This is a genomic window from Pseudidiomarina sp. WS423, assembly GCF_050750165.1.
Classification (GTDB): Bacteria; Pseudomonadota; Gammaproteobacteria; order Enterobacterales; family Alteromonadaceae; genus Pseudidiomarina; species Pseudidiomarina fusca.
In genome coordinates this window covers 89,041-111,185 of the sequence record NZ_JBOJLN010000005.1, presented here as the reverse complement: position 1 = coordinate 111,185, position 22,145 = coordinate 89,041, and the positions used below count along the sequence as shown (strand labels likewise).

The 22,145-nt window shown below is 48.3% G+C and carries 21 protein-coding genes; 8 read left to right on the top strand and 13 right to left on the bottom strand.

What is annotated here, in order from left to right; genetic code table 11:
- Window positions 1–73: 73 nt before the first annotated feature.
- Window positions 74–502 carry a CopD family protein gene (locus ACQ661_RS06685; protein ID WP_110075881.1) on the bottom strand — a complete coding sequence of 143 codons (429 nt, stop codon included), beginning with the start codon at window positions 500–502 and terminating at the stop codon, window positions 74–76.
- Between the two features lie 89 nt (window positions 503–591).
- Here ACQ661_RS06685 and ACQ661_RS06680 point away from each other — a divergent pair, with 89 nt between their 5' ends.
- From ACQ661_RS06680 to pepQ, 3 genes are read left to right on the top strand one after another with little or no spacing between them, the layout of a single operon-like run.
- Window positions 592–1,338 (top strand): DUF6776 family protein, encoded by a 747-nt coding sequence (locus ACQ661_RS06680; RefSeq protein WP_153826797.1) that lies wholly within the window; start codon window positions 592–594, stop codon window positions 1,336–1,338.
- Between the two features lie 58 nt (window positions 1,339–1,396).
- Window positions 1,397–1,741 carry an iron-sulfur cluster insertion protein ErpA gene (gene erpA / locus ACQ661_RS06675; protein WP_153826796.1) on the top strand — a complete coding sequence of 115 codons (345 nt, stop codon included), beginning with the start codon at window positions 1,397–1,399 and terminating at the stop codon, window positions 1,739–1,741.
- 60 nt (window positions 1,742–1,801) lie between these two features.
- Entirely contained in the window at window positions 1,802–3,118 is a 1,317-nt protein-coding gene (gene pepQ, locus ACQ661_RS06670) for a Xaa-Pro dipeptidase (RefSeq protein WP_153826795.1), read from the top strand.
- Here the strand turns inward: pepQ and ACQ661_RS06665 are convergent.
- Both ACQ661_RS06665 and ACQ661_RS06660 read right to left on the bottom strand, forming a co-directional pair.
- The gene (locus tag ACQ661_RS06665; RefSeq protein ID WP_153826794.1) at window positions 3,115–4,254 is read right to left on the bottom strand and encodes an anhydro-N-acetylmuramic acid kinase; all 1,140 of its coding nucleotides are present in this window, start codon (window positions 4,252–4,254) and stop codon (window positions 3,115–3,117) included. The genes pepQ and ACQ661_RS06665 overlap by 4 nt on opposite strands.
- Entirely contained in the window at window positions 4,254–5,558 is a 1,305-nt protein-coding gene (locus tag ACQ661_RS06660) for a peptidoglycan DD-metalloendopeptidase family protein (protein ID WP_375152909.1), read from the bottom strand. The genes ACQ661_RS06665 and ACQ661_RS06660 overlap by 1 nt, the downstream gene beginning before the upstream one ends.
- Window positions 5,559–5,749: 191 nt before the next feature.
- Here ACQ661_RS06660 and tyrS point away from each other — a divergent pair, with 191 nt between their 5' ends.
- Window positions 5,750–6,955: a tyrosine--tRNA ligase gene (gene tyrS / locus ACQ661_RS06655; protein WP_153826793.1), complete on the top strand. Its 1,206-nt coding sequence runs from the start codon at window positions 5,750–5,752 to the stop codon at window positions 6,953–6,955.
- A gap of 67 nt (window positions 6,956–7,022) precedes the next feature.
- Here tyrS and ACQ661_RS06650 read toward each other — a convergent pair whose 3' ends face one another.
- The 6 genes from ACQ661_RS06650 to ACQ661_RS06625 are packed head-to-tail and all read right to left on the bottom strand — an operon-like array spanning window position 7,023 to window position 13,620.
- On the bottom strand, window positions 7,023–7,871 hold the full coding sequence (locus tag ACQ661_RS06650; RefSeq protein ID WP_153826792.1) for a symmetrical bis(5'-nucleosyl)-tetraphosphatase: 849 nt from the start codon (window positions 7,869–7,871) through the stop codon (window positions 7,023–7,025).
- A gap of 11 nt (window positions 7,872–7,882) precedes the next feature.
- On the bottom strand, window positions 7,883–8,251 hold the full coding sequence (gene apaG / locus ACQ661_RS06645; protein WP_153826791.1) for a Co2+/Mg2+ efflux protein ApaG: 369 nt from the start codon (window positions 8,249–8,251) through the stop codon (window positions 7,883–7,885).
- Entirely contained in the window at window positions 8,244–9,053 is an 810-nt protein-coding gene (gene rsmA, locus ACQ661_RS06640) for a 16S rRNA (adenine(1518)-N(6)/adenine(1519)-N(6))-dimethyltransferase RsmA (RefSeq protein ID WP_110075873.1), read from the bottom strand. Before rsmA ends, apaG begins: the two co-directional genes overlap by 8 nt.
- Window positions 9,050–10,030 carry a 4-hydroxythreonine-4-phosphate dehydrogenase PdxA gene (gene pdxA, locus ACQ661_RS06635; RefSeq protein ID WP_153826789.1) on the bottom strand — a complete coding sequence of 327 codons (981 nt, stop codon included), beginning with the start codon at window positions 10,028–10,030 and terminating at the stop codon, window positions 9,050–9,052. The genes rsmA and pdxA overlap by 4 nt, the downstream gene beginning before the upstream one ends.
- A 4-nt stretch (window positions 10,031–10,034) precedes the next feature.
- Window positions 10,035–11,327 (bottom strand): peptidylprolyl isomerase SurA, encoded by a 1,293-nt coding sequence (gene surA, locus ACQ661_RS06630; protein ID WP_153826788.1) that lies wholly within the window; start codon window positions 11,325–11,327, stop codon window positions 10,035–10,037.
- A 13-nt stretch (window positions 11,328–11,340) separates the two neighbouring features.
- Entirely contained in the window at window positions 11,341–13,620 is a 2,280-nt protein-coding gene (locus tag ACQ661_RS06625; RefSeq protein ID WP_153826787.1) for an LPS-assembly protein LptD, read from the bottom strand.
- A gap of 120 nt (window positions 13,621–13,740) precedes the next feature.
- Between ACQ661_RS06625 and ACQ661_RS06620 the strand changes: the two genes are divergently transcribed.
- From ACQ661_RS06620 to djlA, 3 genes are read left to right on the top strand one after another with little or no spacing between them, the layout of a single operon-like run.
- On the top strand, window positions 13,741–14,748 hold the full coding sequence (locus ACQ661_RS06620) for an aminoglycoside phosphotransferase family protein (RefSeq protein WP_431667993.1): 1,008 nt from the start codon (window positions 13,741–13,743) through the stop codon (window positions 14,746–14,748).
- Between the two features lie 5 nt (window positions 14,749–14,753).
- Window positions 14,754–15,425 (top strand): N-acetylmuramate alpha-1-phosphate uridylyltransferase MurU, encoded by a 672-nt coding sequence (murU, locus tag ACQ661_RS06615; protein ID WP_313932838.1) that lies wholly within the window; start codon window positions 14,754–14,756, stop codon window positions 15,423–15,425.
- Complete coding sequence (djlA, locus tag ACQ661_RS06610) at window positions 15,422–16,213, top strand: co-chaperone DjlA (RefSeq protein ID WP_431667992.1); 792 nt, start codon at window positions 15,422–15,424, stop codon at window positions 16,211–16,213. The genes murU and djlA overlap by 4 nt, the downstream gene beginning before the upstream one ends.
- Here djlA and ACQ661_RS06605 read toward each other — a convergent pair.
- Window positions 16,191–16,859 carry a pseudouridine synthase gene (locus ACQ661_RS06605; RefSeq protein WP_431667991.1) on the bottom strand — a complete coding sequence of 223 codons (669 nt, stop codon included), beginning with the start codon at window positions 16,857–16,859 and terminating at the stop codon, window positions 16,191–16,193. The genes djlA and ACQ661_RS06605 overlap by 23 nt on opposite strands.
- On the bottom strand, window positions 16,856–19,549 hold the full coding sequence (locus ACQ661_RS06600; RefSeq protein ID WP_431667990.1) for an SNF2-related protein: 2,694 nt from the start codon (window positions 19,547–19,549) through the stop codon (window positions 16,856–16,858). The genes ACQ661_RS06605 and ACQ661_RS06600 overlap by 4 nt, the downstream gene beginning before the upstream one ends.
- Before the next feature lie 173 nt (window positions 19,550–19,722).
- On the opposite strand from ACQ661_RS06600, the gene ACQ661_RS06595 reads away from it, so the two are divergent.
- The gene (locus ACQ661_RS06595; RefSeq protein WP_153826815.1) at window positions 19,723–21,108 is read left to right on the top strand and encodes a PhoH family protein; all 1,386 of its coding nucleotides are present in this window, start codon (window positions 19,723–19,725) and stop codon (window positions 21,106–21,108) included.
- Window positions 21,109–21,165: 57 nt separating this feature from the next.
- Here the strand turns inward: ACQ661_RS06595 and ruvX are convergent, their stop codons facing one another.
- Together ruvX and ACQ661_RS06585 are read right to left on the bottom strand one after the other, a co-directional pair.
- Window positions 21,166–21,579 (bottom strand): Holliday junction resolvase RuvX, encoded by a 414-nt coding sequence (ruvX, locus tag ACQ661_RS06590; protein WP_153826783.1) that lies wholly within the window; start codon window positions 21,577–21,579, stop codon window positions 21,166–21,168.
- Complete coding sequence (locus tag ACQ661_RS06585; RefSeq protein ID WP_110075863.1) at window positions 21,576–22,142, bottom strand: YqgE/AlgH family protein; 567 nt, start codon at window positions 22,140–22,142, stop codon at window positions 21,576–21,578. The genes ruvX and ACQ661_RS06585 overlap by 4 nt, the downstream gene beginning before the upstream one ends.
- Window positions 22,143–22,145 lie beyond the last annotated feature (3 nt).

The window sequence follows — 22,145 nt, the reverse complement described above, 5'->3', positions numbered from 1 at the left end:
TAGCCCTGCAGTGAAGGTAAACACTGGAGGGCTACTCTAGCAGATTTTGTGGTTAAAAAGAATGCTGGAGCGCTTAAAAGGGCTTCATCACCGCCAAAATAATAATGGCAAACAGAGCTAACACGGGCACTTCGTTAAAAACCCGATAAAAGCGATGGCTGCGAGTGTTCCGTTGGTGTTTAAAGTCAGCCAAAATCTTAAAACAGTAGCCATGGTAAACGTACAGTAAGGTAACGATCACGAGCTTAACGTGTAACCATCCCGAAGCTTTGAGCCAAGCACCACCATAAATCCACATCAACCATAAGCCAAAAATCAGCGTTAACAATGCAAATGGCGTGACAAAATAAAGCAACCGTCGTTCCATAATCTTAAACTGCTGATTAACCTCTTCAGAGGTATTCTGGGCATGATAGACGAAGAGGCGCGGCAGATAAAAAATGCCAGCAAACCAAGCCACCATAAAGGCAATGTGTAGTGCTTTAATGAGTAAAATAGACATCTAATCCTCGTTCAACTGCGATGATTTTTGGTTGCGCCACAAGCGCGGCCTGCGTAGCATGGCGAAGTTCCATCATAAGAAGTGTCACTATGAAAGAGAAGCAGAATATTATTATTGCCAGCCTTTTGCACCGATTTGGCGGTTGGTTGGTGCTAGCTGTGGTCCTTGGCCTTGGCGTTGCGGCTGGTTATTGGGGCGGCAATTGGCATCTAGTGCAGTTACAGCAGCAACTACAACAACAGCAAACAACCATAGCTGAGCTCTATGAACGCACCGAACGGTTTGATTATCAGCAACATATTGCACAAGTAGAATTGGGCATTGAGCAGGCTGCCAGTAAAGGTCTGCAGCAAGAACTGTTGATGGCGCAAGACGAGAACTTTGCGCTTCGGCGTGAGTTAGCCTTTTATCAAAAAATTATGGCACCTGAATTAGAGGCCAGTGGGGTGATGGTTGATTCGTTTGAATTACAGCCTAACCGCAGCCCCGGCCATTTTCATTTCAGGCTCGCCCTTGTACAAATGGACCGTCTACGTAATTTAACCAAAGGCTCAATTGAAATTAGATTAAGTGGACGCCTTCAAGATCAAGCACAGAGTTACGACCTATTGGAACTGGCGCACGTGGAAGCTAAAGACCGCCAATTCAGCATGCGCTACTTTACCGTTCAAGCCGGCGATTTCGTGGTGCCCGAGGGCTTTCTTCCCGAACGGATTGATGTGGTGGTGAACGTTAGCGGTAGCAAACAAAACTTAAGTCGTAGCTTTTATTGGGCCGACTTGTTGGCTGCGCGACCAACGGCTAGCAAAGCTGGCGATAGCAGCGACAATACTTGACCCTTTTACTCAGGTAAGCGAAAATAGCGGTCAGAATTTCTAAGAGGTACACAACATCATGAGTGACACAGCAGCAATGCCTATTCAGTTCACTGAATCTGCGGCCAACAAAGTAAAGAAACTTATTGCTGAAGAAGAAAATCCAGCCTTAAAATTGCGCGTCTATGTAACTGGTGGTGGTTGCTCTGGTTTCCAGTACGGTTTTACCTTTGATGAAAAGAGCAATCCTGGTGATACTGAAATCGAACGTAACGGTGTGACCTTAGTGGTTGATCCTATGAGTCTGCAGTATTTAGTTGGTGGTGTGGTTAATTATGAAGAAGGCTTGCAGGGCGCGCGATTCTTCGTTGATAACCCAAATGCGACCACTACCTGTGGTTGTGGGTCAAGTTTCTCCATCTGAGGATGAGATACACCTCGCTTTGCGGTAAGATGTTGCGACATTTTACAGGCGAGGTGTGTTATGAGTTCATACGCAAACCATATTGCGACCGTCCAAGCACGATTTGATGCAGCTTTAACTGCAACAGGTTTCGATTCGGTATTGATTTATGCGGGCCAACCGCGTGTAGCATTTCTTGACGACAATGCTGCTCCCTACAAAGTTAATCCTCTGTTCAAATACTGGATACCCGTACTAGAAAGTCCTAAAAGCGCGATTTATTACAAAGTGGGTGAAAAGCCAGTCGTGTTTTTATTTCAACCACGTGATTTTTGGCATGCTCAAGCTGAAGTTCCTCATGAAGAGTGGCAACAGCACGTTGAGTTAGTCGTGATTGATGAGCAAGAAAAAATGACGGCTTGGCTAGGCGACAAATTAGCAGCGGCCGCTTTCATTGGTGAGGATTTTGCTGAGCCAGTGGCAAGTTGGCAGGTAAAGGCACGTAACCCTCAAGCTTTGATCGATCATTTACACTTCCACCGTGCTATTAAAACCAGCTGGGAAATCGAGAATATGCGAGCAGCCAATAAATTGGCAGCTACCGCTCACTTAGCCGCTCGTGATGCATTTTTTGCTGGCGCCAGTGAGTTAGAAATTCATCATGCCTATCTAGCTGCGATTGCCGCCCGCGAAACCCAGTTGCCATACAATAGTATTGTGGCTCTGAACGAGCATGGAGCGATCTTACATTACGATATGTATCAAACAAAAGCCCCCGCACAAGCGCGCTCATTCCTGATTGATGCTGGCGCCCTCTATAAAGGCTACTGTGCTGATATTACCCGAACCTATGCCCGTGAGAGCGGCTTCTTTGCGGATCTGATTGCCGCGATGGATGATGCACAGCAAGCCTTGCTGAGTGAAATTAAACCGGGTATTAGCTATTACCAACTTCACGTATCTCAACACTTAAAGATTGCCCAAGTATTAAGTGAGTTTGGCTTTGTGAAAGGCTCAGCTGAAAGTATTTACGAGCAAGGTTATAGCAGTGCTTTCTTCCCGCATGGGTTGGGCCACTTTATCGGCCTACAAGTGCATGATGTCGGCGGTTTCTTAGCCAATGATCGTGGTGATGCTATTGCTCGTGATCCACGCCATCCGTTTTTACGCTTACTACGTGAAGTAGAGGCTGGCCAAGTATTTACAATTGAACCGGGTTTATACGTGGTCGATCAGTTGCTGGAAGCCCATGCTGGTAACAACGACTTTAATTGGCAGCGGATTGACGAGCTACGCCCATACGGCGGCGTGCGCATTGAAGATAGCATTGTTGTTGGCGAAGACGGCAATAACGAAAACCTAACTCGTGATGCTTTCGCTAGCTTAGCTAACCATTAAGGTAAGAAGAGACCGCCCAAAATAGTTGGGCGGCTAGCACCGGTAACAGCTGGGAGATTTCCCGGCTGTTTTTTTAGGTAGCAACGAGCTAACCAAGCAAAAGCCATAGCCTCTACATGTTGAGGGTTTACTCCTAACACAGCTGTCGAGTGCCAATGACACTGAGGTAAAGCGGCGGTTAGGGCACTCATTAGTAACGGGTTGTAAGCTCCCCCACCACAAACAAATAAGGTTTCTGGTAAGTTCGGCAGCCAGCTGTTTATTGCTTGGGCGACGGAGCGTGCGGTTAACTCAATCAGGGTTGCTTGCACATCGGCAGGCTTGAATTCAGATAATTGTCGTCCTGTTAACTGCGCCCGCGTAGCTAACCACGTGAGATTAAAATCGTCACGGCCGGTGCTTTTCGGTGGTTGCTTGGCAAAATAGTCATCAGCCAAACAGTGATCCAGTAAATCCTGCTGAACCTTGCCTTGGGCGGCAAAAGCGCCATGGCGATCAAAGCTATCAGGAGCCTCTGGATGGCAACGTCTAAACCAGCCATCAAGTAGTGTATTTGCTGGCCCCGTATCAAAGCCCATGACCCCATTAGCAGGGCCTGGCAGCCAAGTTACGTTGGCTATACCCCCCAAATTTAATATCGCCCGCGGTTGCTCAGAACTACTGAACAAAGCCTGATGAAATGCTGGTACTAAAGGAGCACCTTGCCCGCCTAAGGCAATATCTTTACGTCTAAAATCAGCAACCACGGGAATACCAGTTAACGCAGCTAAGGTATTAGCATCACCCAGTTGTAAGGTGTAACTTGGTTGTGCGGAGGGAGCATGACGCACGGTTTGTCCGTGACTGCCGATAGCGCAAATATCAGTGTGTGCTAGTTGCAGGTCAGCGAGAAATTGGTTTACGGCGGCTGCGCAGAATTCAGCGAAGGCTCTATCGGCAAGGGCATAGTGATGTAATTCATCGGCTAGTGCCTGCGGTTGACACAATAAGCTTAAACGTTCAACAAGCTCTTTTGGCAGTGGGCATTGGCGATGATGTAGAAGCTCAATCTGGTGCTCCTCAAAAGCCACCACGACCATGTCTAGGCCATCCATACTGGTACCTGACATAAGCCCAAGATAAAGATCTGCGGCCATTAGCGCATCGCCAAATAGAACCGCTTATTATCATTAAGTATGGCCAATCGCTCACCCACCAGATTCTTGAAGATAGGCAATTCATTCTTAGCCAAGGATTCCGCTTGAGGGAATTTGACTGTACGCGGATTGCGGTGCACACCATCGACCAAAAACTCATAGTGTAAATGAGCACCAGTAACACGGCCGGTAGCACCTACACGACCAATCAATTCACCCTGTTTGACGCGCTGCCCGGTTTTCACCAAGCGTTTGCTTAGATGTAGGTACTTGGTGACATAGCGTTCACCATGCTGAATAAATACATAGTGACCGTTGAGATTGTTGTAGGCACTGGCAATAACTTTACCATCCCCCGAGGACATCACCGGAGTACCGGTAGCTGCAGCATAATCAATCCCATTGTGGGCACGAACTTGGCCTGTGACTGGATGCAGTCGGCGTGGATTAAAGTTAGAGCTGATGTAATTGAATTTTACCGGCGAGCGTAAAAAGGATTTACGCATGGCGCGCCCTTCGGCGGTGTAATATTGGCCATTATCGTGTAGAAAGGCTTGAAAATGTTGGCCGCGGTTTACGAACTCGGCCGCCAAGACTCGGCCAAAACCAACAAAATCACCATCAACGTAGTTCTTTTCGAACAAAATACTGAATTCATCGCCGGCGCGGATATCTAGCGCAAAATCGATGTCCCAACCAAACATGTCAGCAATACTCATAATCTGGCCATCGGTAAGGCCGGCGTCTATACCTGCGTTCCAGAAGCTGCTAGAAATGGTCGCGTGGGCAAAGCTGGTTCTAACCTCAACACTTTTGCTCTCGATGCTACTTACATAGCCTTGCTCTTGCTGGGTGACAACTAAGGTATCGGTTTCGTTTAACTGGTAAGCAATTTGCACCAACTGATCTTGACTATCGCGGGCAAACCGCACGGTATCACCCGGGTGTAAATTAGTCAGGATTTTGGCGGCTTGTTGATCTTGGGTGACCCGATACAATTGCTGTGGGCTTAGTCCCATACGATCAAAAATACGCGCTAAACTATCACCGCTACGCACTTCATAACCGCTCCAACGAATATCGTCGTAGCTAGGAGCTACGTTGCTACTCGCTTCATTTAGCTGTAACTGCAATGGATAACGCTGGCCGAGAATCAACTCTGCTTGGCCTAGTTGGGGCTCACTGACATGCCGCGAAGCCGTGGCCGGCTCTGAGGGTAATAGCATAGCTAGCAGGGTTACACCGCCAGCAACGGATAGCATAACTTGATGACGCCTAGGCAGGCGCGCAAGCAGGGCTGTGATTCGCTTTGCAAGTGATGTCATAGAGTCTCGAACTGTTAGCGCAATTTTATTTTTGTCAATCATTATCGGCAGAATAATACGAAGAGCGACGTTTTTCCAGCTACTTTACGGTTAATTGCGCTTAAAACACTGCATTAAATAGCATACAATGCGGTGATTATCGGTCGAATCATCCTGTCAGGAGAAAGTTAATGAAGGCAGTATCTGCTGCAGAAGCCTTTGCTGAAATTGCACGAGGCACCGAAGAAATTCTTTTAGCTGAAGAACTTAAAGAAAAATTAGCCAGTGGTAAACCCTTAGTGGTTAAAGCTGGATTTGACCCAACCGCACCGGATTTACACTTAGGTCACACGGTACTCATTAATAAAATGCGGTTATTGCAAGATTTAGGTCATCAAATTATTTTCTTGATTGGTGACTTTACCGGCATGATTGGTGACCCTACCGGTAAAAACGTCACACGTAAGCCACTATCGCGCGAAGATGTGCTGGCGAACGCAGAAACCTATAAAGAACAAGTATTCAAGATCCTCGACCCAGCTAAAACCATCATTCGCTTTAATTCTGAGTGGATGAATGATTTAGGCGCAGCGGGCATGATTCGATTAGCTGCCCAACAAACGGTGGCACGGATGCTAGAGCGTGATGATTTTAAAAAGCGTTATGCCGGCGGACAGCCGATTGCTATTCATGAATTTTTATATCCGTTAGTACAAGGCTGGGATTCCGTTGCCCTGAAAGCCGATATTGAATTAGGTGGTACCGACCAGCGCTTTAATCTACTGATGGGGCGTGAGCTACAAAAAGCAGAAGGTATGGCGCCGCAAACAGTGATCATGATGCCATTATTAGAAGGCTTAGACGGCGTTCAAAAGATGTCGAAGTCACTCGGTAACTATATTGGTATTACTGAGCCTGCCAACGATATGTTCGGCAAAATGATGTCAATTTCTGATGAGTTAATGTGGCGTTACTATCAGCTATTAAGTTTCCGTCCTTTGGAAGAGATTGCGGGCTTTAAGCAGGCGATTGCTGATGGTGCTAACCCACGTGATTATAAAGTCTTGTTAGCTAAAGAAATCATCACTCGATTTCATGATGCTGCTGCGGCAGATGCAGCCGAGCAAGACTTTGTGCAGCGGTTCAGTAAAAATGCGATTCCTGATGACCTGCCTGAGCTAGAGTTAGTGGCTGCTGAAGGCAGTATCGCCATTGCTAATTTACTCCGTGAAGCTGACCTAGTAGCCTCCACCTCTGAAGCGATGCGGATGATCAAACAGGGTGGGGTGAAGATAGACGGCGCGAAAGTGGAAGATACCAAATTCGTTGTGACCGCTGGTAGCACCGCAGTTTATCAAGTAGGCAAACGCAAGTTCGCGCGTATTAGCGTGAAGTAATGGGTGTGCCAGGTCGTGCCGTAAGGTTCGGCCTGGCGTGTGTTTTGTGCAAGCCTCGCTGTGGCTGTTAGCAGTCACTTTGACAAGGCAAGCTAACGATCTCCCCCGTCGGCCAGCGCAGCAGCGTAAGCTGATTGCCCCAGACACAACCCGTATCTAAACCAATCACATCATCGCGCTGGGTCTGCCCCATGAGCGCCGCCCAATGGCCAAACACCAAGCAGTTATCGGTGACCTCGGTCAGCTCGTACCAAGGGACTAAATCGCTAGGATGTCGCTGTTGCTGTGGTGCGGTCTTACAAGTCAGCTCAAGTTCACCGTAATCATAGCTGGGGGTCACACGACAATACCGCATCCGAGTAAGCGCATTGATGATAAAACGATGTCGGTCCGCACCGCTTAGATCCGGATGCCAGCGATTTGGCTCATTCCCATACATACTCGCCAACCACTCGCCAAGTTGTTGCTGTTGCCAGGCTTGTTGTAACGCGGAGCTAGTTTCATCAGCATAATCCTGTGCTTCAGCCAAGGACCACCACGGATAGATACCGGCGTGACTCATCACTAAACCATCGTTACTGGTGAGCATTAAGGGCTGTTGCACTAGCCAAGCGAGCCAGTGCTGTTGTTCAAGCTGGGGAAGCGCCACGATGGCGTCGAGTTTATCGCTAGGATGAGCTGCGCGTACCCCCGCTAAAATCGCCATCAGGTTCAGATCGTGATTACCTAAGACGACCTTGGCACTGCTACCTAAATCGTGAAGAAATTGCAGACAAGCGAGAGAATCTGGGCCACGCCCAACCAAATCACCAACACACCAAAGCTGGTCGAAGCTAGGATCAAAGCCTACTTGCTGTAACAACAACTTCAGCTCGGTTGCACAGCCTTGGATGTCACCAACAATGTAGCGGCTCATCGGCGACTTACTTAATGGATGATATTGGGGATGGCAAGGCGAAACGAAGGGATCTGTACGTCGAATAACTCACCCTTGCTACCTTTCATGGTGTAAAAGCCTTCCATGGTACCAATCGGAGTCGCCAGCACAGTACCACTGGTGTAACTAAAGCTTTCACCTGGCGCCAATTGTGGTTGTTGCCCTACCACGCCATCACCAGCTACTCGAGTGATTTTATGTTCGGCATCGGTAATCTTCCAGGAGCGTTTTAGTAGTTGCACCGTCTCGGTCGATTGATTCTCTATAGTAATGGTGTAAGCAAACATATATTGCTCATCGGCAGCTACCGATTGTGCTGCTAAATATTGCGTGGTTACAGAAATAAGAATCTTACTCATGGGCTTGTTGTTGCTCCGTATACCAGTTAGCTAAGCGACAGTAATCTGCCACGCTGAGTGTTTCTGGGCGAGCATTAGGGTCGATGCCAAGTTGCTCTAATTGCTCGTCAGTGCAAAGCTGCTTGAGATTATTGCGGATGGTTTTGCGGCGCATGTTAAATGCCATCAAGCAGACTTTTTGTAGGTCGCTACGGCTGTGGACCGGGTAAGGCGACTCAGTGTAAGGAGTAAGACGCACCACGGCAGACTCTACCTTAGGAGGCGGAATAAAGGCTCCTGGCGGCACCATCAGCACCGGCTCTACGGCACAGGCTTGCTGAATAGCAACGCTAATACGTCCGTAGGCTTTACTATTGGGCTCTGCCGCTAGCCGCTCTACCACTTCTTTTTGTAGCATAAAATGCATATCGCCAATCACTTCTAGATGCTCTAGCAAATGAAAAATAATCGGCGTAGAAATGTTGTAGGGTAAGTTACCAAAGACGCGTAGCGGTTGGCCTTGATAGAACTGACGGAAATCGGTTTTTAATGCATCACCACGAAATACGTTAAGCTTACTGGCCAAAAACGGATGTTGTTCAAGCCGATCGGCAAGGTCACGGTCGAGCTCCACCACGGTCAAGTGTTGACTGCGCTCCACTACCGGTTCAGTGAGAGCTGCAAGGCCCGGACCGATTTCAATCAGGGCTTGGCCTGGCTGTGGATTAATGGCATCTACAATGTCATTAATCACAAACTCATCGTGTAAAAAGTTTTGTCCAAAACGCTTACGAGCGCGGTGTCCTAAATGTGTCTTTGTCATCGATTTACCATGTCAATAGCCGTCGTTAAAGCGAGTTTGGCGCTACTGATATCTACGTTTGCTGTTGCCGCTCGATCTAAGGCCGTGCCATGATCAACCGACGTTCGAATAAAGGGTAAGCCTAACGTAATGTTTATGGCGTTACCAAAGCCTTGGTATTTTAGCACGGGCAAACCTTGATCGTGGTACATCGCTAATACGGTATCGGCATGCGCTAAGTAACTGGGCTGAAATACGGTGTCGGCAGGGTAGGGGCCACTCGCGGCAATACCTTGCTGCTGTGCTGCGGCAATCGCAGGAATAATGTGGTCTAATTCTTCACGCCCTAGATGGCCTTGTTCACCGGCATGTGGATTAAGCCCACAGACTAAAATGCGTGGTTGCGCTAAGCCCCATTTTTGCTTCATGTCGGCATCAATGATTTCGATAACGCGCAATACTTTGTCATAAGTGATTGCCTCAGCAACCTCTTTTAAAGGTAAGTGCGTGGTTACTAAGCTAACCCGTAAGCCTTCAGTTGCTAGCATCATGACTACTTGCGGCGTCTGGCTTAGTTCTGCAAAAAACTCCGTGTGGCCACTAAAGGCTATACCAGCGTCATTAATTACGCCTTTGTGGACGGGGCCGGTTACAACAGCCGCAAACTCGCCGGTCATACAGCCCTGTCCAGCGCGAGCTAGGGTAGCCAACACATAGTCGGCATTAGCATTATTAAGCTGCTGTGGGATCACCTTAGCAGCGCAGGCAAGATGACAGACGGTTAGTGTTCCTGCGGCTTGTGGCTGGGGAGCTTGGTGAGGGTCGTAAGGAATAATCTGTAGCGGTAGTCCCAATGCCGCAGCCCGTTGTTGCAGCATGTTGCTATCAGCAATGGCTATCCAAGCCACGGGCCATTCGTATTGCGCTAACCGCACGGCTAAATCAGGGCCAATCCCGGCCGGTTCGCCTGGAGTAAACGCAATACGAGGCACAGACATAGCTCTAACCTTCTTGGTCAACTACTTCAATATAGGCTTGATCACGAATTTCTTGTTGCCAGTTTTCTAATTCTTCTTGGTACTTACGGCTAAAGAGTAACTGATAGGCGCGGTTTTCTTGGCTGCGCTTAGTAGCATCCTGTACGCGTCTATCTACTACTTCCATAATGTGCCAACCAAACTGAGTTTTAAATGGAGCACTTAGTTCGCCAACCGGCAGGGTGCGCGCTCGGTAAGCAAACTCTTCGGCATAAATACTTGGCTCACTCCAGTCTAGCTCGCCACCGTTAGCGGCAGAACCTGGATCGGCAGAATGCTCACGAGCAAGGTCGGCAAATTCAGCCTCGCCAGCCAGAATTTGCTCACGAAACTCAGCGAGCATTTCTTCAGTACGTCGCTCAGATAAGATAATCGATGGCTGAACTAGAATATGACGAACTTTCACTTCTTCAATTTCAACAGCTTCAACACCGCGCACATCGGTTACTTTGAGGATATGAAAGCCAACACCACTACGCAGCGGGCCCACCAATTCGCCTTTCTTTTTACCACGTACAACTTCAGCAAATAGGGTCGGCATAGCGTTGATGTTCATCCAGCCCAAGTCTCCGCCTTCTAATGCCCGTGAACCTGATGACGAGGTGATAGCTGCTTGGGCAAAATCCGCACCATCATTGAGTAACTTCAGGAGTTGCTCGGCGCGGTCGCGAGTTTCTTGAACTTCGTCAGCATTAGCACCATCGCGAATACCTACTAAGATGTGGCCTAAACGGTATTCCACTTCTTCTTCGCTGGCTTCAGTTAATAAATTAACCAAACCACTGATTTCTTGTGGTGAGATGTACACGCGACGTTGAACCGCAGCACGCTGTACTTCACCGGTGATGATTTCTTTACGAACACTTTCACGGTAATCATCCCAAGGAGTGCCCGATGCGGTGATCCGGCCACGCATCTCATCAACACTCATGCCTTCGTCACGGGCAATATTTTGGATAGTCTGTTGTAATTGCGTATCAGAAATAGTGATACCCATCCGGCTCGCCATTTGTAATTGCAACTGCTGCATCACCAGACGGTCGGTGGCTTGAACTCGCAAGACGCTGTCTTCTGGTAACTGCGCATCTCTGTTTGCAGCGTTATTTTTAACTTCGCGAAGGAGTTGTTGCACTTCGCTTTCTAATACGACGCCTTCGTTGACGATCACAGCAACACGGTCAAGTACCTGTTGTGCTACAGCCATGGATGTAACAGCTGTGAATGCTACTGCGACGACTAATTTAACCAGTTTACTCATGAATACTTACTACCTAGTTGCTTAAGTGGAATGGTTGACGATAACCAAACAAGCTCTGCTCGAGCAGATCTAGCAGACTTTGATTATCACTACCCAGCCCTTTTATTATGAATTGGAAACTCACGCCGGTATCAAATTCCGGTTCGCCAATTACCGGTTGCCCATTAAAAAATTCAAAACTGCGGTCGATGCGGCGATAGGCGCTAACACGCATGGCCCAACAGCAATCACTGTACTGTAACGCAATCAGCGCGTCGTTGGTACGGTTGTGATGCAAGTCGTAGTACCAATTTGAGGCTAACTGCCAACGCGGGCTCAGTTCAACCACACCTAACATACCAAATTGCTCGATGTTATCGTCAAGAATACTGGTGACGGTGCGATGACTTACTTGCATCAAGTTTTTCGAGTCTTTACGGTATTCTACCGAGGTCTGACTCTTACGAGTGCTATTCAGTTCCATGTCGTATTGAATTGCACTATCAACATACCAGCGATTGTTTAATCTAAAGCGAGTTTCTATGGCTAAATCTGAACGATCGGCGGCGATGGCGCCTTGTTGTTCGAGCAATTGGGTTTCGCTGTCCGAAAAATAGTAAATTTGCGCCAGGCTCAAGCGAGCAAGCTCACGCGCTTGGCTATCGAATAGGCTGGTAGAAGCACCCACGGCGACTTGGTTCGCATCGGCGATCCGGTCTAGTCCGGAAAAGCGCCGGGCTCTAAATAAGCCTTGGTAGTCGTCTTGCATCAGCGTCGAATCATAAATACCGATCCCCGCTTGGTCTCGATAAGGGGTGTATAAGTATTGAATCTGCGGTTGCAAGGTTTGTTGATAACTGGCGCCGTTAATTTCTAGTTGGCGTTCAAAATTCAAACGTCCGCGCCAGCGGAAATTCATCATGCCACGGCTTGGGTTTTCTAGCAGGCCTCGATCGAGATCTTCATTCTGGTCATAATAAGTGTAAGCATAGCCAAGCTCTGCCAGCCAATCAAAACCCGGTTGCTCAAGTGAAAAACGAACTTGCGGCTCTAAATGCAGCCGAGTGGCGTAATCTGAACTGAGTTCCTGATTGCGAAAGTGGCTAAGCTCAGAGAAGACGTCAAAATCAAGACCAAAGGGGCCCGTGTAGGTGTAGTAACTGCTTATTTGCGGCAGAGTTCGATAGGGTGAACGAAAGTTACCTAGTAGCTCAAAGTCTTCGCTGCGTAGCGTTACCTGCCATTGCTCCGATAAATAATCCACTTGCACGTGCCGATATAATTGTGCATCGGCGCGGCCAGCAAAATCACTACCGAAGTCGTTGAGGTAATCATCGTCGCTGATAAAGGTACCATTGGCATAGGCACGCCAATTTTCACCCCAAGTATGTTCTTGTTCTACGCGCCATAAGAAACGCGAATTATCACCAGTACGACTGCTATCATTCTCCAGCAAAGCTAGATTATATTGGCCGCGACTGCTTGCTGTAAGAAAGCGAAATTCGCCCTGCATTTGCAAGCCGCGTTCGGCCATGTAGCGCGGCGTGATGGTTGCATCCATATGCGGAGCAATATTGATGTAATAAGGTACTTCTAATTCAAAGCCATTTTTTTGCGATGAACGCACGGTTGGAAATAGAAAACCAGATTTACGTTCATCGGTAATCGGAAAGCTCATGTAAGGTATGTACACAACAGGTACGCCAAATAATTCAAATTTGGCATGCCAAGCTTCCCCAAAAGCTTCGTCTTCATTTAAAGAAATGGTCCGAGCGCTTAACTGCCAGGCCGGGTCCGTGGTTGGACAGGTGGTGAAAGTAGAGCCTTCTAATCGTACCGATTGTGGCGATAATGATAAAATATCGGCTTTGCCACGCGCCCCAGATGCTACTAATTGATATTGAGCGCCGCTAATATAAGCTTGGTTTTCAGCTGAGTTTAGGCGAAAATTTTCTGATTCTACTTGCACGTAACCATTGGTGTAGCGCGTGCGGCCACTGGCGTTAATAGCACCACTTTGCTGATTAATTTGCGCTTGTTCGGTACGCAGTTGTTGGTTATCCAACTGTACTTCAACATCACCAAAGAATGAGGCAACCTCGGTGCGATAATCTAGATCAGAACGCTCTGAGCGTACGCCGATAGCGCCTTTGGGCAAGTTTGCAATCGGCTCTATGGGGGGTTGAAATAACTCGGTCGGCAACGGACAGACACCCATCGGCAAGGGTTGCTTGGGTTGCGCCGATTGCGCCCATACTGGCGCAATGCTGCATAGGCCTATCGCCCAAACCCATGTCTGTAACAATTTACTCATGTAACTTTGATTCCGAGTTATCCTTCACAATGTGCAGGGTATGATAAAGCAATTTTTATTCGGCCGCCATTTGCTACACTTGATATTCTGTAAAAACCAATCAGTTGCCATGAGGTTCATGTGGAAAACCAACGAGAAATAGCACTGCAAGCTTGGTGTGAGTCTATCACCGGGCATGCGCAAAGACGTTTACAACCGGTATCAGGGGATGCCAGTTTTCGACGCTACTTTAGAACCAGTGATGGTCAGCGTAGCTTAATTGCGGTGGATGCACCGCCGCCGCAAGAATCATTGCAGCCATTTATGGCGATAGCAGCCAGTTATGCAGCCGCAGGTGTGACGGTACCCGAGGTGATTGCAGCAAATCAAGAGCAGGGTTTTATGTTGCTCTCGGATCTTGGTTCAACGTTACTGCTCTCGGAGTTAACAGAAACCAACATGAGCGTGTGGTATCAGCGGGCATTGCAGGATTTAATAGCCTTGATGCCAGTCACTAGCACTGAACTTGGGCCCTTACCTTGTTACGATGAAGCGCTATTACGGCGCGAATTAGCGCTATTTCATGACTGGCTAGTGAGTGAACACCTGCAACTAAAACTAAGCCGCGAAGAACAGCTTTTATGGCAAGAGTTTTGCGATAGCTTGGTTACCAATGCGTTAGAGCAGCCACAAGTGGGTGTGCATCGCGATTTTCATGCCCGCAACATCATGGTCGTGGGGCCACAACATCTGGCCTTTATCGACTTTCAAGATGCGGTAGTAGGGCCTATCACCTACGATGCTGTGAGCCTTTTGCGTGACTGCTATGTGCGCTGGCCGCTGGCGCAAGTGCGAGAATTGAGCCAGTACTTATACTTGCATTTGCAGCAACAAGGCCTTATTTCTCAACAAGTGTCGGCAGCTCAATGGCAACGTTGGTTCGATTTGATGGGACTGCAGCGACATACCAAAGCCGCTGGGATATTTGCACGACTTTATCACCGTGACGGTAAAGCCGGGTATTTAGCCGATATTCCGCGTACCGTGGGTTATCTGCATGATATTGCAGGCTTGTATCCAGAGTTTAGCGAGTATCAACGCTGGTTGGCGCGAGCCATACAACCCGCGTTACAGGAGTTATCAGCTTGAAAGCAATGATTTTGGCTGCCGGTCGTGGTAAACGGATGCAGCCATTAACGGATACAATACCTAAACCGCTGTTAGCAGTACGAGGTAAACCTCTGATTCAGTACCACCTCGAGAAACTAGCAGCATTAGGAGTTGAACAGGTAGTGATTAACCATGCCTGGTTAGGGCATCTGTTACAACAGCAGTTGGGAGATGGCAGCCAGTTTGGTTTACGTCTTTGTTACTCGGCTGAGCCACCGGGCGGTCTTGAAACTGCCGGAGGCATTATCAAAGCGCTGCCATGGTTAGGCGATGAACCTTTTTGGGTGATCAATGGCGATGTTTTTACGGACTTAGATTTCGGCAATTTACCGCGGCAGCTAGAGGCTGATGCGGACGCGCATTTGTTGTTAGTAGCAAACCCCGTACATCATCCGCGAGGGGATTTTGCGCTAGCTAGCTCAGGGTTATTAAGCACTGACGCACATGCATCAAATAGGTTAACCTACAGCGGTGTGGGCTTGTTTCATCCGCGTTTGTTTGCAGCTTATCCAGCCGGTAGTGAGCAGGTGCTCGCACTGCGCTCGTTATTTGAACAAGCGATTCAGCGACAAGCCTTATATGGTAGTTACATAACGGCGGCATGGACCGATGTGGGTACCCCCGAACGTTTAGCACAATTACAGGAGCCAGTATGATTTGGGGTAAAGTTTTAGGTGGTTTTTTCGGCTTTTTGCTGTTGCGCTGGGTCGGTATTGTGATTGGTGTGATGGTCGGCCACTGGTTTGATCAAGCATTACAAAAGAATATGAAGCAAGGGGGTAACCCTGCCAATCATCAGCAGTTTTTGGATACTTTGTTTGCGGTACTTGGGCATCTTGCAAAGTCGAAAGGCCGAGTTACTGAGCAAGATATTGGCTATATAAGCCAGTTGATGGCGCATTTGCGCCTATCCGAAGATGCTAAAGTGCGCGCACAAGCTGCGTTTCGCGAAGGTAAACAAGCTGACTACCCGTTAAACGAGCGGGTGCAGCAGTTTAAGCAACAGTTTGCTTGGCGCCGCGATGTACTTCAGTTCTTTTTGGAACAAGTACTAACGGTAGCCTTGATTGACGGTCAAGTAGACCAAGCAGAGTATCAAGTACTACAGCGGATAACCCAAAGCCTTGGCTTTCATAAAGCGCAACTTGATATGTTGTTGCAGATGGCGCAAGCCGGTCAACGCTTTCGTGGTGGGCGGCAAGGAGCAGCAGGCAACGCTCGCAGTAGTGCTAGCCAACTTGACGATGCTTATGCCGTACTGGGGGTACCACGCAGCGCCAATGCCGCTGAAGTGAAAAAGGCTTATCGCAAACTCATGTCGAAACATCATCCAGACAAGCTGGCGGCGCAAGGGTTGCCACCAGAAATGCGAGAGTCAGCGCAGGCAAAAGCCCAAGAAATTCAAGCGGCTTATGAGCTGATTAAAAGTCAGCAGAGGCAGTAAAACTCAGCCATTGCTGACTACTTGGCTGAAAAAAGCCGAGCTGTTGCGCATGCAGGAATAAGCGTTCAGCAGCTGCGTAGGCCTGCTCATGAGCGTAGAATTTATCTCCCAGAATAGGGGTGCCCAAGGCCTGCATGTGCACCCTTAATTGATGTGACCGCCCAGTAAAAGGTTCCAACTCTACCCGGCTAATCAGCTGCTGTTGCTGCTGGCGCTGGGCCAGCAATCGGTAGAAAGTTAAGGCTGGTTTACCAAGACTTAAATCAACCATTTGCCGGGGGCGATTGGGCCAGTCACAACGCATGGCAAGATCGATAGCCCCGGCCATGGCTGGTAAGGCTCCCCAGACTTCGGCAAGGTAGCGTTTGTAGACTCGACGTTGTTCAAATTGACGCTGTAAATGAGCTTGGGCTGTTTTATGCAAAGCAAACACCAGTAAGCCCGAAGTCGCCATATCCAACCTATGTACGACTCTAATATCGGGAAACACCCAAGCCAGCCGCGCCCAGCTTGAATCGCGATGAGCTGGGTCTTTGCCAGGTACACTCAATAATCCACTTGGCTTGTTAATAACCACCACATCATCGTCTCGATAGACAATGTCTAGAAAAGGGTGCTGTGGCGGGTTATAGGTAAGCAAAGTCATGCTGGAATATTCACCATAACTCGCACTGCATCTAATTGTAATACAGGCTGTGTCAGTGCTTGCAGTAATTGCTCGCGACGCTCTCGCACTGCATTAATTTCTGAGTCACGCACCAATGGGTTGTGTTGTTGCAACTGCTCTAAGCGGGCCAGCTGTTGCGCTAATTGCTGTTCGACAGCGGTTGCCGCGGCAGCAACAAAGCTAGATTGTGCTTGTTCGGCTGGTGACCAAGCCGTTTTGATTGCTTGCTGACAAGGGCCGCGCAATTGCTTCAATAGCCCTCGAGCTTGCTTTTTATCTAGCGGCAATAACTGTTTGTCTAGGCCTGCGGCGGCAACCTTAGCAGTCAAGTCGCGGCCTTGACTGTCTAAGAGCACGCGAATTCGCTGTTGCGGATAAAACTCATGGGCTTGTAGCGCTTTTGGTGCCATTAAAGTGCTGACAAACTGCAGTTCAATAAACCAAGTGCCGGCAGGTAGAGCACGGTTTTTGAGTTGTGCAACACAGGTACTGCCGTAACTATCGAAACTTAGCAACTCCAGTGCTTGTTGAACAAACGGGTGGTCCCAACTTAAGAACTCCACGTCTTCGTGCTGTAACGCATAACCGCGCGCAAAAGTAACGGTCACGCCCTCTTCTGGTAATCCCGCGATAGGCACACGCAGCTGTTCAGTGGGACGTAACCAACCGCTACTGTCGTTGAGCGCATCATAGTCGATACCAAACCGGTCCCAGAATTGCTCCATGAATGCCTGTAAGGCTTGATAGTCATCAGCAGCGCAAATGGCATCTAGCACGGGTTGTACTTGATGCGGTCGGCAGGCATTCAGTTCTTGCAGGCGATCGCGACCTGCTTGCACTTGTTCGCGCAAATCTGCCGCCATAGTCTCGGTGGCAATGATGAGCTCATCTAATAGCTGATTATCCTCACCTTCTGCATCAGTCATAGTGCTAGCTGCTAGCACTTGGTCGTGTAGCTGGTCATAGATGGCAGCTCCGACCGCATTCGGTTGGTTAAAAGCATCCATGGCTTGATACCAAGCAAAGAGTGCGGCTTCGGCGCTATCGGCAACAATAGGCACATGAAGATGAATGGTATCTTGCTGGCCAATCCTATCCAAACGGCCAATTCGTTGCTCCAGCAGATCAGGATGGTTAGGTAAATCAAACAAAATCAAATGCTGAGCACATTGGAAATTTCGTCCTTCGCTACCGATTTCAGAGCATATTAATAAGGGGCAGCCTTCTTCAGGGCTCGCAAAATAGGCTGCGGCTCGATCGCGTTCTAGTAACGTGAGTTGTTCATGAAACACAGCTGCATGGATGCCAGTTTTTACTCGCAATTGTTCTTGTAATAACAAGACCTGATCTGTGTGACGACAAATAAGCACAAACTTTTGCTGTTTGTGCTGCTTCAGTAGCTCGATTAACCAGTCTAGCTTGTTCTGCTCGGGCGTGAGTCGCTGTGGGTGCAAGACGCGTTGCGGAAACTGTCCAACATGACTGCGGCTATTACGAAACATGACCCGGCCGGTACCGTAGTGATCTAATAATTGGTCCAGCTCGGCATCTTTGCCAGCGACCGCTAAGGCAGCGGCTTGGGGGGCCAGTGTTTGGTAATGCTGCTGCTCTTGCTGAAAACTAGCGAAATCACTAAAACGATCCGGATCAAGTAATTGTAACCGAGCAAAATGAGCTTCGGCTCCCGCTTGTTCAGGGGTGGCGGTTAGCAAAATGACCGAACCAATCGCTTCGCAAAGCTCACTTAATTTGCTAAACGCAGGGGTAGCTGGGGTCAGTTGATGAGCCTCATCAACAAGCAGTAAATCCCAGTTTACCTCCAATAACTCTAAGCTCCAGAACTTATGGGTAAGTAGGGATTGCGGTACGATAACTAATTGCTCAGTGGCAAACACGCTATCGGCATCTAGCGCTGCCTGTTCACAGCGCTCTTGATCAAACAAGCTAAAACGCAAATTAAAGCGCCGTAACAGTTCGACAATCCACTGATGAGCTAAGCTATCAGGTACCACAATCAATACTCGCTCGCTGCGACCTGTCAGCAAACGGCGCTGCAAAATCAAGCCGGCTTCAATGGTTTTGCCAAGGCCCACTTCATCAGCTAAGAGCACTCGTGGATTGAAGCGATCGGCAACAGTTGCCGCAATAAAAATCTGATGGGCAAGAACATCAGCACGGGCCCCGAGTAACCCCGCAGCTGGATTTTGCTGCCATTGCTGTAAATACTGTTGTGCTTGGTGACGTAGCCGATACAAATCGAGCCGATCGACCTTACCAGCCAAGATCCGAGTTAAAGGGTGATTGGCCGCCACTTGGGCCGCTAGGTGCACTTCGGCGATAACCACAGTGTCACCGTTATCTTCACGTTGCGCCTGATAGTTGATGACACCATCTTGCACAGTCACCTCGGTTACCCGAAAGTACCAACCATCGGCGTGTTGACCGCGTTCATCAACCAGCAAGTGGTAGCGCGCTAGTGGCGCATCGCGGCGGGCATAGTGGCGCATTTCGCCGGTGGCAGGAAACAGTACCGCGACGGTGCGGTCTTGCACTTGGGTGATCACTCCCAAGCCTTGTTCCATTTCGGTTTCACTTAACCAGCGTTGACCCATTGCAAAATCGGCGGTTGTCACATCAGTTACCACATCAGTTACCACATCAGTTACCATAGTGTTGAAAGACCTTTACAGCATAGCGGAATATTGACCGCATAAAAAAGGGCGCACATGGTAACTAAAATTATTTGAATGTTCACATGATTTTCATAAAAGATGCGCTAATCTTAGAAAAGCAAGCTCGTGGTGATAGTACTTACCTTGATAACATCAACGCAGAGGTGCGCATGACCGAAACCCCCGCTAAATATTACCTACTCGACACAAATATTCTGCTACATGAACCCCTTGCCTTTTTAAACTTTGAAGAGCATCACGTGATTATTCCGATGGTGGTGCTAGAAGAGCTCGATAACATCAAAGATCGTCATAAAGATGTCAGTCGTGAAGCGCGGTTAGCTATTCGGTCGTTAGAAGATGCGTTAAAAGCAGCTACGCCTGAACAGATCTTAGCTGGGGTGCCGTTGAATCGAATGCAAGGTGCTCATCATGCCCAAGGCACGTTAGCTATCTATCCGGATTACCAATTAAAGCAACAAGATGCGGTATTAAACCTAAAAGAGAACGACCACCGCATTATTCAGTCTGCATTAGCGTTGCAAGCGCTGCATCAGCACACCAAAGTAGTGCTCGTGACCAAAGATATCAACATGCGCTTAAAGGCTAAGGGGGCCGGAGTTAATTATGTCGAAGACTATCGTACCGACCAGTTGATTGATGATATTCGTTTCTTATCCAAAGGTTTTGTTGAAATAGACGGTGATTTTTGGCAATCCGTAGGCGAGGTCACGAGCGTTCAGCAGGGGCGAGAAACATTTCATGAAATAGACCGTAAGTTATTGCCACATGTGTTTAGAAACCAATATTTAATTGATGATAGCGAGCACTTTGCCGCCAAGGTCGTAGCCTATGATACGGACCGTGTACGGCTGCAAGATCTGGGTTTTGAACGCATGATGAGTTATCGCGCCTGGGGCATTCATCCGAAGAACATTTATCAAGCGATGGCTTTGAATGCACTGTTAGATCCTCACATTGACTTGGTGATTTTAACTGGGCCTGCCGGCAGTGGAAAAACCTTGTTGGCACTGGCCGCTGCTCTAGAACTTGTGGTCGAGCAGGGCACCTATGAGAAAATCATCGTGACCAGAAATACCCCAGAAATTGCTGAATCTATTGGTTATTTGCCAGGTACAGAAGAAGAGAAAATGGCCCCGTGGCTAGCAGCTATTACAGATTCGTTAGAGGTCTTGCACAAACATGATGAAAGCATGGAAGCCAGCATGAACTACATCATGAACAAAGCGAACATTCAGTTTAAATCTTTGAATTTTATGCGTGGTCGCAGTATTCAAAATGCAATTGTAATACTCGACGAATCGCAAAATCTAACAGCTTCACAATTAAAGACCTTGCTAACTAGGTGTGGTACGGGCACTAAAATTGTATGTACTGGTAATTTGGCGCAGATTGATAGTTATTATCTGACCGCAGTAACCTCGGGCTTAACCTATATTGTAGAGCGTTTTAAAGATTACCCGGGCAGCGCGACGATTAATTTAAATGGGGTTGTAAGAAGCTCCTTAGCACAATACGCAGAAGAAAATCTGTAATGGCAGGAATGCATCTTTCGCGACTAGGTTTAGCTTTGATGACTTAGCTTGGATGACTCAGCTTTGATGACTAAGATAGTCTTCTAAAATTAACTGGGCGGCGGCGCTGTCAATTTTATCTTTTTGTAATTGCCGGTAGCCGCCACGCGCAAAGAGTTCCTCTTTGGCTGCGACCGTGGTTAGCCGTTCATCTTGCAGCTCTACCGGCAAGCCAAAGCGACCATGCAGGCGGTTAGCAAACTTACGAGCTAGATCCGTCAGCGGCTGTTCGCTGCCATCCATATTTAATGGCAGGCCAACCACTAGGAGTTTTGGTTGCCAAGTTTGGATCAACTTGGCAACCAAATCCCAATTAGGTTGACCATCTTTGGCTTTCAGGGCTGCCAGTGGTGAGGCTGTTCCTGTGATGGCTTGGCCAACTGCCACGCCAATGCTGTGGGTGCCAAAATCAAAACCAAGAACCTGGCTCATGCGTGGCCTACATCCGGACCTAATTGCCACAAATCGATGCCAAGTTTGGCCACCGCTTTTTGCCAACGCTCTTTGCTGGGAGTGTTGAACAAAATATCTGGGTCGGCAGGAATCGTTAACCAGCTATTACTGGCTAGTTCTTCTTCAAGCTGACCCGCATCCCAACCAGCATAGCCCAGTGTCATCAGGAACTTTTCAGGGGGGAACCCCTTTCCCATCGCCTCTAAAATATCCTTAGAGGTAGTAATACTCAACTCGTCACTGAGCTTAATTGAGCTACGCCAGTCATGATCTGGACTATGCAGCACAAAGCCGCGATCTTGGGCTAAGGGACCGCCAGAATATACGGGGCGTTGCAACGAGGGGCTATTATCAGGCACCACGATTTCTAGTTTGGTGAGTAAATCTTCCACACTAAGTTCAACCGGCTGATTAATCACCAAACCCATAGCCCCGTCTTTATTGTGCTCGCAAATATAAGTCACTGAGCGGGCAAAGAAAGGGTCGTCCATGGTTGGCATGGCAATTAAAAAGTGATTCTGTAAACTCTCTAGTGTTTCCATGAA

Excerpts from the sequence above, each read along its gene's own strand:
- ACQ661_RS06685 (WP_110075881.1), bottom strand. The coding sequence starts at position 502 with ATGTCTATTTTACTCATTAAAGCACTACACATTGCCTTTATGGTGGCT.
- ACQ661_RS06680 (WP_153826797.1), top strand. The coding sequence starts at position 592 with ATGAAAGAGAAGCAGAATATTATTATTGCCAGCCTTTTGCACCGATTT.
- erpA (WP_153826796.1), top strand. The coding sequence starts at position 1,397 with ATGAGTGACACAGCAGCAATGCCTATTCAGTTCACTGAATCTGCGGCC.
- pepQ (WP_153826795.1), top strand. The coding sequence starts at position 1,802 with ATGAGTTCATACGCAAACCATATTGCGACCGTCCAAGCACGATTTGAT.
- ACQ661_RS06665 (WP_153826794.1), bottom strand. The coding sequence starts at position 4,254 with ATGGCCGCAGATCTTTATCTTGGGCTTATGTCAGGTACCAGTATGGAT.
- tyrS (WP_153826793.1), top strand. The coding sequence starts at position 5,750 with ATGAAGGCAGTATCTGCTGCAGAAGCCTTTGCTGAAATTGCACGAGGC.
- ACQ661_RS06650 (WP_153826792.1), bottom strand. The coding sequence starts at position 7,871 with ATGAGCCGCTACATTGTTGGTGACATCCAAGGCTGTGCAACCGAGCTG.
- apaG (WP_153826791.1), bottom strand. The coding sequence starts at position 8,251 with ATGAGTAAGATTCTTATTTCTGTAACCACGCAATATTTAGCAGCACAA.
- rsmA (WP_110075873.1), bottom strand. The coding sequence starts at position 9,053 with ATGACAAAGACACATTTAGGACACCGCGCTCGTAAGCGTTTTGGACAA.
- pdxA (WP_153826789.1), bottom strand. The coding sequence starts at position 10,030 with ATGTCTGTGCCTCGTATTGCGTTTACTCCAGGCGAACCGGCCGGGATT.
- surA (WP_153826788.1), bottom strand. The coding sequence starts at position 11,327 with ATGAGTAAACTGGTTAAATTAGTCGTCGCAGTAGCATTCACAGCTGTT.
- ACQ661_RS06625 (WP_153826787.1), bottom strand. The coding sequence starts at position 13,620 with ATGAGTAAATTGTTACAGACATGGGTTTGGGCGATAGGCCTATGCAGC.
- murU (WP_313932838.1), top strand. The coding sequence starts at position 14,754 with ATGATTTTGGCTGCCGGTCGTGGTAAACGGATGCAGCCATTAACGGAT.
- djlA (WP_431667992.1), top strand. The coding sequence starts at position 15,422 with ATGATTTGGGGTAAAGTTTTAGGTGGTTTTTTCGGCTTTTTGCTGTTG.
- ACQ661_RS06605 (WP_431667991.1), bottom strand. The coding sequence starts at position 16,859 with ATGACTTTGCTTACCTATAACCCGCCACAGCACCCTTTTCTAGACATT.
- ACQ661_RS06600 (WP_431667990.1), bottom strand. The coding sequence starts at position 19,549 with ATGGTAACTGATGTGGTAACTGATGTGGTAACTGATGTGACAACCGCC.
- ACQ661_RS06595 (WP_153826815.1), top strand. The coding sequence starts at position 19,723 with ATGACCGAAACCCCCGCTAAATATTACCTACTCGACACAAATATTCTG.
- ruvX (WP_153826783.1), bottom strand. The coding sequence starts at position 21,579 with ATGAGCCAGGTTCTTGGTTTTGATTTTGGCACCCACAGCATTGGCGTG.
- ACQ661_RS06585 (WP_110075863.1), bottom strand. The coding sequence starts at position 22,142 with ATGGAAACACTAGAGAGTTTACAGAATCACTTTTTAATTGCCATGCCA.